This window comes from Bacillus daqingensis (genome assembly GCF_042654445.1).
Lineage (GTDB): Bacteria > Bacillota > Bacilli > Bacillales > Salisediminibacteriaceae > Alkalicoccus > Alkalicoccus luteus.
The window spans coordinates 98,856-113,890 of sequence record NZ_JBHSGK010000007.1; the positions used below are offsets into that span (position 1 = coordinate 98,856).

General features: G+C 51.3%; 14 protein-coding genes and 1 riboswitch. Of the genes, 13 read left to right on the top strand and 1 reads right to left on the bottom strand.

What is annotated here, in order from left to right:
• The first annotated feature begins 83 nt into the window (after nucleotides 1–83).
• On the top strand, nucleotides 84–713 hold the full coding sequence (locus ACFO4L_RS08590; protein ID WP_377909273.1) for a hypothetical protein: 630 nt from the start codon (nucleotides 84–86) through the stop codon (nucleotides 711–713).
• Nucleotides 714–827: 114 nt separating this feature from the next.
• Here the strand turns inward: ACFO4L_RS08590 and ACFO4L_RS08595 are convergent, their stop codons facing one another.
• Complete coding sequence (locus ACFO4L_RS08595; protein WP_377909274.1) at nucleotides 828–1,994, bottom strand: TraB/GumN family protein; 1,167 nt, start codon at nucleotides 1,992–1,994, stop codon at nucleotides 828–830.
• A gap of 186 nt (nucleotides 1,995–2,180) precedes the next feature.
• On the opposite strand from ACFO4L_RS08595, the gene ACFO4L_RS08600 reads away from it, so the two are divergent.
• The 12 genes from ACFO4L_RS08600 (at nucleotide 2,181) to ACFO4L_RS08655 (ending at nucleotide 14,197) form a co-directional block, all read left to right on the top strand.
• A complete protein-coding gene (locus ACFO4L_RS08600; RefSeq protein WP_377909275.1) occupies nucleotides 2,181–3,077 on the top strand; it encodes a F510_1955 family glycosylhydrolase in 897 nt (298 codons plus the stop codon).
• Between the two features lie 82 nt (nucleotides 3,078–3,159).
• On the top strand, nucleotides 3,160–3,759 hold the full coding sequence (locus ACFO4L_RS08605; protein WP_377909276.1) for a YpjP family protein: 600 nt from the start codon (nucleotides 3,160–3,162) through the stop codon (nucleotides 3,757–3,759).
• Nucleotides 3,760–3,870: 111 nt separating this feature from the next.
• Nucleotides 3,871–5,592 (top strand): thiol reductant ABC exporter subunit CydD, encoded by a 1,722-nt coding sequence (gene cydD / locus ACFO4L_RS08610; protein ID WP_377909277.1) that lies wholly within the window; start codon nucleotides 3,871–3,873, stop codon nucleotides 5,590–5,592.
• Complete coding sequence (gene cydC / locus ACFO4L_RS08615; protein WP_377909278.1) at nucleotides 5,589–7,289, top strand: thiol reductant ABC exporter subunit CydC; 1,701 nt, start codon at nucleotides 5,589–5,591, stop codon at nucleotides 7,287–7,289. Before cydD ends, cydC begins: the two co-directional genes overlap by 4 nt.
• Before the next feature lie 50 nt (nucleotides 7,290–7,339).
• A riboswitch (TPP riboswitch) is annotated at nucleotides 7,340–7,450 on the top strand.
• Nucleotides 7,451–7,524: 74 nt separating this feature from the next.
• Entirely contained in the window at nucleotides 7,525–8,097 is a 573-nt protein-coding gene (locus tag ACFO4L_RS08620) for a thiamine phosphate synthase (protein ID WP_377909279.1), read from the top strand.
• The gene (locus ACFO4L_RS08625) at nucleotides 8,085–9,134 is read left to right on the top strand and encodes an NAD(P)/FAD-dependent oxidoreductase (protein ID WP_377909280.1); all 1,050 of its coding nucleotides are present in this window, start codon (nucleotides 8,085–8,087) and stop codon (nucleotides 9,132–9,134) included. Before ACFO4L_RS08620 ends, ACFO4L_RS08625 begins: the two co-directional genes overlap by 13 nt.
• Nucleotides 9,135–9,137: 3 nt before the next feature.
• A complete protein-coding gene (gene thiS, locus ACFO4L_RS08630; protein ID WP_377909281.1) occupies nucleotides 9,138–9,341 on the top strand; it encodes a sulfur carrier protein ThiS in 204 nt (67 codons plus the stop codon).
• A 3-nt stretch (nucleotides 9,342–9,344) separates the two neighbouring features.
• Nucleotides 9,345–10,112, top strand: a complete 768-nt coding sequence (locus ACFO4L_RS08635; protein WP_377909282.1) for a thiazole synthase — start codon at nucleotides 9,345–9,347, stop codon at nucleotides 10,110–10,112.
• Nucleotides 10,112–11,143: a ThiF family adenylyltransferase gene (locus ACFO4L_RS08640; RefSeq protein ID WP_377909316.1), complete on the top strand. Its 1,032-nt coding sequence runs from the start codon at nucleotides 10,112–10,114 to the stop codon at nucleotides 11,141–11,143. Before ACFO4L_RS08635 ends, ACFO4L_RS08640 begins: the two co-directional genes overlap by 1 nt.
• A gap of 142 nt (nucleotides 11,144–11,285) precedes the next feature.
• On the top strand, nucleotides 11,286–12,740 hold the full coding sequence (locus ACFO4L_RS08645) for an amidase family protein (protein ID WP_377909283.1): 1,455 nt from the start codon (nucleotides 11,286–11,288) through the stop codon (nucleotides 12,738–12,740).
• Nucleotides 12,741–12,803: 63 nt separating this feature from the next.
• The gene (locus tag ACFO4L_RS08650; RefSeq protein ID WP_377909284.1) at nucleotides 12,804–13,364 is read left to right on the top strand and encodes an RNA polymerase sigma factor; all 561 of its coding nucleotides are present in this window, start codon (nucleotides 12,804–12,806) and stop codon (nucleotides 13,362–13,364) included.
• Nucleotides 13,361–14,197: an anti-sigma factor domain-containing protein gene (locus ACFO4L_RS08655; RefSeq protein ID WP_377909285.1), complete on the top strand. Its 837-nt coding sequence runs from the start codon at nucleotides 13,361–13,363 to the stop codon at nucleotides 14,195–14,197. Before ACFO4L_RS08650 ends, ACFO4L_RS08655 begins: the two co-directional genes overlap by 4 nt.
• Nucleotides 14,198–15,035 lie beyond the last annotated feature (838 nt).

Sequence of the window (15,035 nt, forward strand, 5' to 3'; positions counted from 1 at the left end):
GTTGCAGCATGAAACCGTTTCCGTTGTACAGCTTTTATACAAGGTGTACAATATAGGTAACATCAAAGAAAAGGGTGAACGCTATGCTGCCAAATGACAGAAAGCGGCCGAACCCTCCGGCTCCCCCTCAGCTGCAAGAGAAGCGGCGCTATCATGATATTGACCTTAGACGGATGTTCCGGGATGGAGAAATTCAAAAGGACGGTGCCGGCTACTTTATGTATGAAGTCGAGCTGAATCCTAAAGGCATTCCCCACGATCACCGGAAAGTCTATTTTACCGATACGTTTGATCAGCTGGAGAGCATGATATACGGCCGTTACGAAGAAAGCATGGAAGTAACGAGGGCCATTAAGGAAGCAAAGTCGAAAAAAGAAAAGCTGCATAAATTCCGCCGGCTCATGCAGCTGGATTATGAATTAATTTTTCTGCATGCTGTTTACGAAGGTGGATCGGGATATCCATTTTTATCGGTTTACCAAACAAAACAAATACTTGAAGAAAAACTCTCACTTGGAATAGTTGGAGATGTATTAGAAAAAGCACAAACAACGCCACTTCATTCTCAGGAGCGGATGCCGCAGCTGCTTGGCCGCACGTATACGCCAAAACAGCTTGCCTCCAATGAATCTCCGGGATTTTTTCAGCGGTTTAAGCGCGATGATGTTTATTTTTACACGATTCCGTATGGAGCGAACCGGGAGAAACGCTGAATCCTCTGACATCGAGTTCGCTACGATCTACCTGTAAACTAAAAAACAAAGCCCGGATACGTGACGCCGTATCCGGGCTTTGTTGCGCGATCGTATGAGCTGTCATGTGTCTGCCTACAAGTTCTCAAAAAAGACACGAAGGACATCGGCTCCTCCAATAAAGGTGCCGAGCGTGCTGCCGATATTCGTAAGGATCACGACGAGCAGCACTCTGGTAACCTTGTTCTGCCAAAAGCCTTTTAACGATTGCACGTCATCTGACAGCACCTCCAAATCACCGACGTTCGGTCGGCGGATGTACGCCTGAACGAATCCGGAGAACCAGCCTGCGGCCATCAGCGGATTAAGCGAGCTGAGCGGAGCAATGACAAACGCGGTCAAAACGGCAAGCGGATGACCGAAAGCGATGGCCGCACCAAGTGCTGAAAAAGATCCGTTCCACAAAAGCCAGCTGATAGTCTGTTCCAGACCGGCCGCCGGATTATTTAAGAACGTGTAGATAATGACAGAAATTATGGCAAGCGGGATGGCCCAGCCGATCAATTTAGGAATCGGTGATCTTTTCGGAATTTCAGTCAGTTTAGTTAAATCCTGCTCGTGTTCAATTTCCTTTAAAATACCCGGTATATGGGCAGCGCCGAGCACCGCGACAACTTTTTTACCGGGAGCCTCTTTAATCTTTTGCGCCAAATACTGATCCCTCTCGTCGATCAACGGCTCTTTCAGCCGGGGGAAAGCCTGGGAAAATTCATGCATCGCGGCATTCAGTGTATCCTGTTTCTTCATCCGCTCAAGCTCGGCTTCGGAAATTTTCTCCTGAACGATTACGCTTCCGAAGATCGACGTGATCAGCTTCGCTTTGCCGCCAAAGCGGAGGTTTCCCCAAATACGGGAAAATGTCGTTTGAATGTCCCGGTCGGCAAGTACAAGATCTGCTCCGATTTCCTCAGCAGATTCAATCCCCTGGATCATTTCCTGTCCCGGCTTAATACCGAACTGTTTGGCCATCCGGTTTTGAAAGGATGAGATTGCAAGATTCATGAACAGCAGTGTTGCTTTCTTTTCGCGGATGACCTTAAAGATGTCCATGTTTTTCCATCTGTCACTGTCCATGACAGATTGATACCGCTGTTCATCAAGCTCCACGCAAACCGAGTCCGGCTGTTCCATTTCAATAACGTGCTTCACTTCTTCGGCGCTCGACTTAGAAACGTGAGCAGTGCCGATTAAAATCAGTTCTTTATCGTTCATTGTTAGTCTTGTAATGTTATCTTCGTTCATGCCAGGCCCTCATTTCTTTCGTCTCTTCATCTATATTGAACGAAACGCCCGTGTTTTTCAATGCCGGGACACTTTAAACGTCAGTAGAAGACCGCAAAATGTTGACAATAATCGTACATTTTCACCTAAGTACTGCTGTATGACAGGGAATATGCTATGATGCTCTCAGAATGGGAGGGACTCGTTATGAAAAAGACAGCTGCAGCCGCTTTGCTGCTGCTCGCCGGCGGATGCTCACAGGCGGCAGGGCACGAGGTGGACACATTTGAACATATACATGGACTGGAATTTGATCGTGAACAGGCAGACACCCTTCACGTATCGACCCATCACGGTGTCAAAACGATTGATCAAGACGGGGTCTGGAGAGATCCTGCAGAGCATGAGGAACAGCATGATCTGATGGGCTTTACCCTTTTAGAGGATAATACAATGGTATCGAGCGGTCATCCATCTCACGATTCCGACCTGCAGGACCCGATTGGCTTTATCCGCAGCACTGACAGCGGAGCAAGCTGGGAGCAGACTGCGCTTGAAGGCGAGGTCGATTTTCACCTCATGGACGTCAATCGGGGCGACGAGAACCGGCTGTACGGAATCAATGCAGCGGATTCTGCTTTTTATCGCTCGGAAGATGGAGGGCTGGAATGGGATCGTCTTGACGCATCGAACCTTCCGGAACAGTACCCGGATCTGATCAGCCTTGTATCCAATCCGGAAAATCCGGACCATTTACTTATAAGCGGACGCGGAGGCATCTATGCATCGACGGATGCCGGTGATTCCTGGGAAGCAGTGGACCAGGCGCGTGTTATGGTTAGTGCGGCAGCTTCCAGCAGTGGGCTTTATGCCTATACGGCTGACGCAGAAGGCGGAAGTCTCATGATGAGTGAAGACTTTGGAGAAAGCTGGAATGACGTTGATCTGACGCTGGATGATGACGTTGTGCTCCATATTGCACCGCATCCTGAAGAGGATGGGAAGCTCGCTGTCGGCACAGCTGAAGAAGATGTTTATGTGACAGACGATGGAGGACAATCCTGGATTCAGCTGGCCGAACAAGGGCAGCCGGTCGAAAAGTAGCGAATAGTGAAAAAAATGCCAAACGACTTCTTCTGCGTGTTAAACTAAAGCAAAGGGCCGTGCGGGAAGGGATGTGTCATACATGAAATTGTGGCTCAGAAGATTAACAATGATTACACTGTCCATCCTGACTCTCGGTGCCTACGTTCCTGGAGATGAGGAAGACAAAAAAGAAAAGAAGGATTCCGAACAGCCGGATGAGGTTAAGTACGATACGTCCCGTGCATTTGATTCTGTCTCCGACAGTTCCATCATGGAAGAGGAGACCCTCTACTTAACGGCAGAGGAGCAGCTTGAAGACTTAACGTCGCAGGCGAAGGAGCAGATGTATTCCAAACTCGGACCTAAAATATTGAACAAAGTGGAAGACAATATTTTAGAAGAAATTATTCCTAAGATGGAAGATGTCATATCATCTATTTACGAAGAAGATGATATCCCGGTGAAGCTTTCGATTTCCGAGCATCCGTCAAGCGGATATGGCGAAAAGATTTTTCACATTTATGATGAAGAAGCGGAAACAGACGTGGTCCGGTTTCACGTTAGACGTGATATGAAGCCAAAGCAAGGATACTATTTTAACTTTCATTATCATATGAAAGAAGATGATTTTGAAGAACATCATACGATAGCAGATGTTTACTGGGATAAAAATACACCGCCAAAGTGGATGTCCCACTAAGGTGCCTGAGAGGACCGGCCGTTTTATCGGACCGGTCTTTGTGCTGTCGAAATCGTATGCTTATCGTTTATAATGAGAAAAGTAACGATCAATGCATAAAGGAGAACGTTTATGAGTGTCAAAGAGAGGTTAAAAGAGCTCTCCAAAGAATACAAAAAAACAAGAATGCTGCTGATGACGATTTCCGTTCTGATTGGACTTACAATTGTGCTGCAGACCTATTTTATCGTAGCCGTTGTTGATGCCGTCTTTCTTGGCGGAAGCGGACCGGCAGAGGTGATCTGGCTGCTCGCAGGAGCTGCAGCAGCGCTGCTGTTACGTGCTGCGCTTCAATATGTGAATAATCGCACAGGTGAATGGCTCGCTGCGGAAGTGAAGCAGCGTTTTCGCCGGCAGCTGCTGGCGACGTTTAAAAAGCAGCCGCTTCAGCAGGCAGGCACCCGTCAAACGGGCCGAAAAGTAAGTACACTTCTGGATGCAGTCGATGAAATGGATGCTTATTTCAGCAGCTACTACGTGGTGATGATGCAGTCATCTATTGTCCCGCTGATTCTGCTCGGCGCCATTTTTTACATGAACTGGGTATCCGGATTGATCCTGCTCGTCACTGCACCGTTCATACCGCTTGTCATGATTATGATCGGCAAAAGTACACAGGCTAAATCAGACGAACAGCTGGAGAAGCTGCAGGCATTTTCCGGTAAATTTTTAGACGTGCTGCAGGGGCTCGGCACGCTTCGTCTGTTCGGACGGGCGAGACAGCAGGAGCAGGAAGTAGAGGCAAGCAGCATCGGGTACCGGGATGCAACGATGACGGTCCTAAAAGTTGCCTTTCTTTCTTCTCTCATGCTCGAATTTATATCGATGCTCAGCGTTTCGCTCGTTGCACTTGAAGTGGGCTTAAGACTTGTCGTTTATGACCAGCTTTCTTTCTTCACAGCTTTCTTTGTACTGATTCTGGCGCCTGAATTTTTTGCTTCCTTGAAGGAAATGGGAAGCGCTTTTCATACGGGGAGAGGGAGCATGGCAGCAGCGGAACGAGTCTATGCAGAGCTTGATGAAGAAACAGAGGCGGAACGAGAAGGGAAAGCTGTTCTGGAAAAAGCTCCGCAGCTTTCGTTTGAAGCGACTTCATATGCCTATGACGACGGCCGTTTTCAGCTTGGACCTGTAACTGCAGTCCTGCCAGCCGGATCGAGTACAGCCGTTATTGGACGAAGCGGATCCGGCAAAACGACCTTGATGCAGGCCGCATCTGGTCTGCTCGGGACCGAAGGCCGCATTACAGCAGACGGTCTGGAACAGAAAGCTTACAGTGAAGCCGGCTGGTTTCAGAAAACAGCCTATATCACCCAGCACCCGTACATGTTTGCAGGGACGCTGCGGGAAAACATTGCGCTTGGAATGGAAACCGCGTCTGAAGAGGAGATTGCAGCTGCAGTGGCGCAGTCGGGACTCACACCGCTCATAGAGGAGCTGCCTGACAAGCTGGATACGGTCATAGGCGATGGTGGACGCGGCTTGTCGGGAGGAGAGAAGCAGCGTGTAGCTCTTGCCCGAGCGTTTATGAAAAAGCCGCACCTGCTCTTTTTTGATGAACCGACGGCAGGACTCGACGTCCGGACAGAGCAAGTGCTGCAAAAAGCGTTGCAAGAGCTCGGGAAACATGCAACCGTAATGACAATCGCGCACCGTCTCCACACAATCCGCGATGCTGATATGATTCTTGTTATGGAACAAGGCCAGGTAGTTGAAGCTGGAACACATGATGCACTCGTAAAAAGTTCAGAGCGCTACAGAACCATGCTGAACCGTCAGGAGGTGGAAATATGAAGCTGATTCGATCGTTTGTATTACGTGAGAAGCGTGATGTCTTTTTATCGGTCCTGTTTGGCTTTCTCGCTGGTATGGGGGCAGTGGCCCTGTTTGCAAACAGCGGGTACCTGATTTCCAGAGCAGCAATTGAACCACCGTTATATGTTCTGACGGTGACGATTGCGCTGCTCAAACTATTCAGCTTTACGCGAGGGCTCAGCCGCTACGGAGAGAGGCTGTATTCACACCGGGCGACGTTTACCATGCTGAGCAGCGTTAGAACGCATTTCTTTCGGCAGCTTGCACCGCTTGCTCCGCGGATTACGCACCGGTTTCAAAGCGGAGATCTCTTATCCAGGATCGTCGGGGATGTTGAAAGTTTGCAGAACTATTTTCTGCGCGTCTTTTATCCGCCGGTCGTAATGGCTGCTGTGTTTACAGCAACGGTCGCCTTTACGGTGTTTTTTTCACCGGCAGCCGCTGCACTGCTCGTCGGCGGAGTGCTCCTGGCAGGATGGATCCTTCCGACTGTTTACCGGAAACGGCAGCAGCGGGCGTCGGCCGGTATTCGTGCTGCTAGAGGTAAGCTGTCAACCGATGCTGCAGAGTTTTTCTACGGCTACCAAGACTTGAAGCTGTTTCAAAAGCTGGACGCGAAAGAGGCCGAGCTGCTTGAAGCGGCCGGCAGCTACGTTGCCAAGCAGCGTCAGGCTGCGGGGAGCAGGCTGGCGGGGCTTACGTGGAATCAAAGCACGGCGTTTCTTATCTCCTGGCTGATTCTCGTAACCGGTGTTGTCATGACAGCGAATGGAACACTTGATGGGGTCTACTTGGCAATGCTGATGATGATCAGTTTGACGGTATTTGAAAATGCGGTGCCGATGGCCCAGTATCCTTCTTATGCCGAGGAGAGCCGGCAGGCAGCCGGACGTCTGAACGAGGCGATTGAGGAAGAACAGCAGGATCAGCCTGAGCGAAGCGCAGCTGCGCTTCAGCAGGCAGACGTTCCAATCGTGTTTGACTCTGTCAGCTTTACGTATCCGAATGAAACACGTTCAGTGCTGAAAGACGTTTCCTTTGAGCTTCCGAATGGTTCACGAACAGCGGTAGTAGGCGCGAGCGGATCAGGAAAATCAACATTAGCGCAGCTGATGCTCGGCATTTACCTGCCGGATAAAGGCACTGTCCGCTATGGTGAGGCATCCACCTCCAGCTTGGATGAAACGACCATTTGGCCGCATGTCAATGCACAGCTGCAAGAGCAGCATTTCTTTGCCGGAACTGTTCGGGACAATCTATTCAGCAACGGGGCAGATGAAACGGAGTTGCAGCAAGTACTGGAGCGCGTCCGTCTCGGATATTTAAGCTTGGATACCGTGCTGCAGGAACGTGCTGCGAACCTGTCGGGCGGCGAGCGCCGAAGGCTCGGTACAGCGAGACTGTTGCTGCGGGAGAAGCCGGTTTGGATTTTGGATGAACCTGCAGCTTCGGTGGATGCAGCTACGGCAGCAGAAGTAGGCATGGAAGTGGAACGGGCCTCAGCCGGCAGTACGCTTTTTGTCATTTCCCATGACTTAAATGGACTGGAAGCGATGGATCAGATTCTTGTCATGGAAGAAGGCAGGCTGGTTGAATCGGGCTCCTATCAGGAGCTCATGCATCAGCGCGGCGTCTTCTACCAAATGAAGCAGGTAGAAGCAGACGTTGTAGCCTGAACGTTCGGATTGACAAAGGGCTCGGGTGCAACTAGACTGGAAATTAAATAGAAGCTCACTGGAGGTGCCCCATATGCAGGGGCTGAGATCGAAGCGGCGCTTTGGGACTCCCGGAACCTGATCCAGTTGATACTGGCGTAGGGAAGTGACGACAAGGGCACGTAATGTGACTGTTGAAGCGCTTTCCTGCATCCAGGGGAGCGCTTTTTGCATGTTGATAAAAGGGGGAAATGGCTTGGACCTTCACGCGGTGAGTACGGGCTTGATGCAGCCTGATCAGTTTTCAGAAGTGATTACACAGCTGAATGGACGTTTTGACGCCGTGCATCTGAGAGAACCATCGTGGAGAGCGGAACAAAGCAGCGCCTTTTTTCAATGGTTTTTACAAGAGGCTTTTACGATAAAGCTGATTGTGAATAAGAAGACAACGGGCTGGGAACTGTGGAAAGGAACCATTCACTCCCCGTCTGACAGCACCGTCGAACGCGGTGGAGGGATGTCGATCCACAGCTTGGGAGAGCTTTCGAAGGCAGAGAACGAGCAAGCAGTTTATACGGTCAGCGGACCGGTTCTGCCTCCATTCAGCGCGCCCAAACAGGTGTTGCCGCTTCATGTCCAGCAGCACATTTTAAGCCGTGCGTCGATCCCTGTGATCGGAATCGGAGGTGCTGAACGCTCGACGCTGAAGCAGTTTCACGAGCGAGGGTACGCCGGTGCCTGTTTTTTGTCAGCGGTGATGCTGGCACCGCATCCCGGTGAGGCTGCAGCAGAAATTCGAAAGGAGCGTGATCGTCTATGTATGATCTGATCGTAATTGGTGGAGGAGTCAACGGTATGGCGCCTGCCGTGCACGTCGCGCGAAAAGGGATGAAGACAGTCGTTTTGGAACGGGATAAACCGGGGGCAGGGGCCTCTTCAGCTGCTGCTGGTATGCTTGGTGCTTCGACCGAATGGCTTCCGGATGAGTCCGTCAGATCCTATGCTGAATCGGCACGTGATTATTTGAAGAGCTGGGTCCCGGATTTAGAGAAGCAGACAGGCGTGAAGGCGGGATTATTGAACACAGGAGCATGGAGACTTGCGTATACGGATCAGGGGCAGGAAGAGTTGAGGGCTCATGCGGATAAGGCCGGCCTCACTTGTGTAGATGCTCCGGAAATAGCGGGTGTTCACCAAGCGCTTTCTGGTATTTCATTTCCAAGTGAAGCGCAGGTGGAAGCAACTGCTTACTTGAACACCTTACGTGCAGCGGCGGACGCAGAAGGGGTGGAGGTGATCTATCCTGCTCAGGCAACAAGCATCACGGCGGAAAATACGCTCTGGAGCGTAACGGCTGCCGGAGAAACATACGTCGGACGACACGTACTCTATGCTGGCGGAATAGGCCCCGCACCTTGTCCGGGAATGCCGGAAATGGTTCCGGTAAAAGGAGAATGCCTCCGCTTTAAGCCGGAAGCTCCCATACTGGATACGGTGATTGTTACAGAAACGGTTTATCTCGTGCCGAAAGCCGATGGATCAGTTATTTGCGGTGCGACAGAAACGCCCTATGACACGACATTGCACGTTCACGCTGCGTCCGAAGAATGGCTCCTCAAAGAAGCTGAAAGAATTTGTCCGGAGCTTTCAGGTGGAGCAGTTAAACAAAGGTGGGCTGGCGTGAGGCCGAAAAGTGTTCGCGGAAGACCCGCCATTGGTCGATTAGCTGCCGGTCTTTATGTGAACACCGGCCATTACCGCAATGGAATTTTGTTTTCAGGCTACACGGGAAAGCTGCTGGCAGAAGCGTGCAGCTCTGGACGGGTGCCCGAAGCACTGCAGCCATTCAATCCGGAAGGAGACTAACAGATGAACGTGATCGTAAACGGGAAAACGAAAGAGCTGACAAAAGAGACGGAAACGATAGCTGATGTGCTCGCGTCACTTGAAGTAAACGGAAAGCGCACGGCGGTTGAACAAAACGGCACTATTTTGCGGAGAGACGAGTGGGAAAGCCAGCCGGTTAGAGATGGAGATCAGCTGGAAATCGTACATTTTGTAGGAGGAGGATGACGCATGCTTCAAGTAGGAAACTATCAGCTTCAGTCACGGCTGATGCTCGGAACAGGTAAATACCGCAATACAGAAGAACAGCAAGCGGCAGTAACCGCTTCCGGAACCGAAGTGCTTACGTTCGCAGTGAGGCGCATTGATTTGGAGACGGCAGATCAGGACGTATTTGCCGGCTTGGACCTTGACAAGTATCATATGCTTCCCAATACAGCTGGAGCCTCTACAGCAGAAGAAGCGGTCCGGACAGCAGAACTCGCTCGTGCAGCAGGACTTTGTGACATGGTAAAGGTAGAGGTGATCGGCTGCAGCCGGACGCTGATGCCGGACCCGATTGAAACAATGAAGGCGTCTGAAGCGCTTCTGCAAAAGGGCTTTACCGTGCTCGCCTACACGTCAGATGATATCGTGCTTGCAAAACGTCTGGAAGCCCTTGGGTGCCATGCTGTGATGCCGGCAGCCTCCCCGATCGGCTCCGGACTTGGTATTTTAAATCCGTATAACTTAAAAATAATTACAGAAGAGCTCGACTGTCCTGTTATTGTGGACGCAGGACTGGGCGGGGCAGCTGATGTCTGTTTGGCAATGGAGATCGGCGCAGACGGAGTGCTGCTCAATTCAGCGGTAGCCGGGGCAGAAGATCCTGCGAAAATGGCAGAAGCTGTCCGACGTGCATGTGAGGCAGGCAGAGCCGGCTTTGAAGCAGGGCGAATCGCAAAAGCATCATCAGCATCAGCAAGCAGTCCTGCTGCAGGAATGAGCCGGAAATCGTGATGGAGCGCTATGCCAGACAAATGCGTGTTCCGGGATTCGGCGGGAGTGCACAGAAGCAGATTCAGGACAGCCACGTGCTGATAGCCGGCGTCGGAGCGCTCGGAAGCAGTATCGCGGAAAGTCTTTGCAGAGCCGGTGTCGGCCGGCTCAGTTTGATTGACCGGGATATAGTGGAGCTCACCAATCTGCAGCGCCAGCAGCTCTATACGGAATGGGATGTGGAACAAAGCCGTCCTAAAGCAGAAGCCGCGCTCGAACGGCTCCAGCAAGTAAACAGCTCGGTTCAGGTAGAGGCGTACACAGCTGAACTTACGCCAGCAGTAGTGGAATCCTTCCAAGACGTTTCCTTGATCATGGACGGTCTTGATAATTTTGAAACGAGGCTGCTGCTTAATGATTTTGCGCTGAAGCATCGCATCCCCCTAATTTACGGCGGCGCTTTGGCCGACCGCTGTATGTCGTATACCGTTCTGCCCGGTGAGGAGGCACCTTGTCTGCGCTGTTTATTCGGTGAAAGCGATCAGGAAACGGAGTCCTGTGAAACGGCAGGTGTGCTCGGACCTGCTGTACAAATTACAGCCGGACTGCAGACAGCAGAAGCATTGAAGCTGCTTTCAGGTCAGCCAGAGAAACGGAGAACCGGCCTGCTTCAGGCGGAGTTGATCGATTTCTCTGTCCGGACGTTCCAAGTAAGCCAGATGAAACAGGAATCCTGCTCCTCATGCGGGAACAGTCCAACTTATCCAGCCTTAAGCCGGATGGAAAATGGGCTCGCGGTCATGACGCTCTGCGGAAGAAACACAGTTCAGGTTCGTCCAGTGGGTCTTTCGTATCAGCTGCGCCGGTCTGTAAGGGAAGCTAAAGCAGTCAGAGAGGTGGGCGCCTTTACTGAGCTGCTGATTGAAGACAGGCGGATGATGGTGTTCGCAGACGGTCGTGCACTCATTCATGGAACTGCTGATAAACAAGAAGCTGAACGATTGTATCATGTCTGCATGGAGCGTCAGACGCTGACGCAGGAAATAGAGTGAGGAAAGCTGCCTAGTCCGCTAAATCCGGACGGGCAGCTTTTTTAATGCTGCAGGTGGAAGATCTGTCTAATAAAGCCGCAAATCAGTCGTATCACGAGAGGACTTCAGGTATGATAGGAAGCAGAGAAAGGACGTGCACACGATGAGAGTGGATGAATACCGCAACATGGATGCAACCGCTTTGGCAGCAGGGCTGAAAAGCGGAGACGTGCGGACAGCAGAGGTGCAGGCCGCTGCTGAAAAGACGATCCAGCAGTGGAATCCGCTGTTGAACGCAATCGTTCGTAGGGTGCAGCCGGACGTGGAGCAGGACGGGCCGTTTGCCGGGGTTCCGTTCGTTGTCAAAGATATTTCCCAGGCAATAAAAGGAGTACGTTTGTCAGCTGGTTCGAAGCTGTTAACTGCTCCAGCTGCAGCAGATTCACATCTGGTGCGGAAGTGGAGGCAGGCAGGGCTGCGTATCATCGGTCAGACTAATACGCCGGAGTTCGGGCTGAAAAACATTACAGAACCAAAAACGTTTGGGGCGACCCGCAATCCGCATGATATGAACAGAAGTCCCGGCGGATCGAGCGGGGGTGCAGCCGCCGCTGTTGCAGCAGGGATGGTTCCCGCTGCTGGTGCGAGTGACGGAGGCGGTTCTATCCGTATTCCAGCCTCGTTTTCGGGGTTGGTCGGTTTAAAGCCGACGCGCGGAAGGACACCCGTAGGACCAGGAGCCGGAAGACAGTGGCAGGGAGCGGCGATCGATTTTGTTTTAACACGAACCGTGCGGGACTGTGCTTCACTGTTGCAAGCTTCACAGACATTTCAGCCGGAAGCCGCTTTTCCTTGGCCAACATTGCCGGAAGCTGCTTTCGCCTTACGGGATCCGGCTAAAAGCATGCGAATCGCTTTCTCGCTTGATTCTCCTGTCGGAACGACCGTCTCATTTGAAGCTCAGGAGTCTGTCCGCCGTGCCGTTTCATTCTTGGAAGAACAAGGTCACGCCGCAGAGGAACAGCAGCCGGACATAGACGGCCGCTCACTGATGAGAAACTATTATACGATGAACGCCGGAGAAATGAGATCGGTGGTTCAGCAGCTGGAGCAGGCTGGGTTATCAGTGGACGGCAGCGGGCTTGAGCTTGAATCGTGGATGCTGCAGGAAGCTGGCCGTTACGTAGATGCGGCAGCTTATTCAAACAGCCTTAAAAGCTGGGATGAGACCGCAGCCCGAATGCAGGATTTTCACGATACGTTTGATTTGTACATAACGCCGGCGACTGCTTCGCGCGCACCATTAACAGGTGAGCTCACGAAAACAACGGAAGAAGAAGAACGTATGCGGGAACGGATGCTTCACGGGGGCGACAGGTTGGAGCTCATTGAAGAAATGTTTGAGCCTAGCTTGTGCTACACGCCTTTTACGCAGCTGGCGAACTTGAGCGGACAGCCTGCTATATCCATTCCGGCAGGATCTGACAGAGGCATGCCGCTGGGCATCCAGGTGATGGCGGCAAAAGGTCGTGAGGACCTGCTGCTTCAAACAGCATCCTTATTTGAGCGTTCATTTTTGTGGACACAATCTCTGCCCGCACGACCAGGCAATAAATGATCCAAACCGGTATTTTTTTCGTTTTATAGGCAGAGGTGCTGTTTCTGCCGGAAGGAGGGTGAAATGGGAAATCAGGAAGATGCGGCTCTTTATGAAAGACTGAAAAAGAAGGATAAGCAGGCTATGGAAGAGTTATATGACAAATATGCAAAGCTGCTGTTCTCATTTGCTTATAAGATGGTTCAGGATAGAAGCGCCGCTGAAGAAATCGTGCAGGAAGTCATGATTAAGCTATGGCGCGGCAAAGGCGTGTATCACACGGACAAGGGGAGGTTTTCCTCCTGGCTGCTTACCGTGACGCGTAATACGGCGATTGATTATATACGCAAGCATACACGGACTGCCGCTGAAGAAATGCATACGGAAGCAGAAACAGCAGATGCGGGGCCGGGCGTCGATGACCTGGTCGAATGGAAACAAAGGCGGGAAACGATTAAAGAAGCCATGAAAAAACTGAAAAGTGAACAGCGGGTGATCATTGAGCTGTTTTACTTTAAAGGCTATTCACACAAGCGAATTGCGGAATCGGCAGGGATTCCGCTTGGAACAGTGAAAGGACGTATCAGACTGGCGCTAAAACATTTGAAACAGGAGCTTTATGAGGAGAGGGGGGATTGGCAGTGAGCAGCACAGAATGTCATCAGCTGATTGATTACTTCAACAGAGAAATGAATGAGCAGGAGCGCCGCGATTTTGAGCAGCATCTGGAGACCTGCGCATCATGCAGAGAAGAGCTTCAGGAATGGGAAGAATTAGCCGGAGAGCTTCCGTTCATGAGTGCAGCTGCCGAACCGCCGGAGGGAATGAAAGATCGAATTCTTGGGACGGTTTTTGAAGAAGAAACGAAGGAAGAAATGCCTCCGCCAGGAAAACAGCCGGCGGAATTAGAAGAAAAAATGAAGAAGAAGCGTGGAATCCCCGTATGGGCACTGGGATTAACAGCGGCTGCGCTTCTCCTTTCTGTATCCGGAAATATATTTCAAGCGAATGACCGGCAGCAGCTTGCCGAAGAGACCTCCCTATTAGAAGAAGAGCGGCAGGAACTCGTCTTTGAGCGTGATCTGCTTGAAGCGGATTACGAGGAACTGGCTGCACAGTTGGAGGAGCAAGACGGGGTATCGGATGTGCTGCTTGCTTCGGCTCTGAGCCCAGCTGGCGAGGGCTTTCAGGGAGAAGGATCAGCCACGATCATTTCAGAGAACGGACATATTGATTTAGTTATTCAAGTGTCCAATATGCCGCAGCTGGAAGGCACCGAAGCGTTTCAGGCCTGGGTAATCGAAGGAGAAACGCCGGTTCCGGCAGGCAGTTTTACGATTGACGAGAACGGGAACGGAGCTGTAACCTACAGACTGACGGATATGGAGGATACGCAGATTGATCAAATTGCGATCAGTCTGGAGCCGCAGCCAAACAGTCTGCAGCCGGAAGGAGAAATCCTGCTCGCTTCCCAATAAACTGTAACTAAAGGAGGAAGAGCACCATGTATCTGCCCGTATTTTTAATCCTTACAGCAGTGATCCTGCTTCTGATCGCTGGCGTATCCTGGCTCCTCTACAGAGCCAGACTGAACAGGCAGGTAGATGCAAAAGATCTTCTCAAAATCAAAAAACATCGCAGTCGGGAAGGGCCTTCCTGATCGAAAGAACCGCATTCACTGCGGTTCTCAGACTGTAGACAAAGTCAATTAGCTTACATGTTAATTCATTTGATGGTATTTCCCTTCTGTTTATCGGCGGAAGCTTGCCGTGGGCTGGCCTTCAGCTATTTCTCAGGGTAACCCCTGAGAAAGGATCTTCAGACTGCGCTAATTCCACAGGCGTTCCCGCCGGACACATCGGGAAAACGGCTCTGATTCTTGGAGAACAACGTCACGACAGGCTGACGAAACTGCTTTTTTACGTTTATCATGAATTCCAGGAAGTACTGGCACCCTGATTCAACATCGAAACGTCTCATCGGGAAGGTTCTATCTGTAGTACCAGATCGTGCCTCCATATACCAGGCACGTGAAACGCTCTGCGAGCTGCCGACATCGAAGGCCCTCGACTCCAGGAGGATCAGAACGAGGCGAAGATCCAGCGCTTCCGACAGCAGGAGGAAGCGGTTAGCTGAGCCCGTTCCCTCCGGAAAGCGAGGGTCCGCAGATACAGGCAGATGTAACGTTATTCACCTAGAAACACGTTATCGACACTCTGAGAACCGCATTCACTGCGGTTTTTTCTTTATTTAGAGGCAGATACGAACAACTTCCCGGATAAGTGCTCCGCTTTCATCCACGTCTGGCCGTGCAGC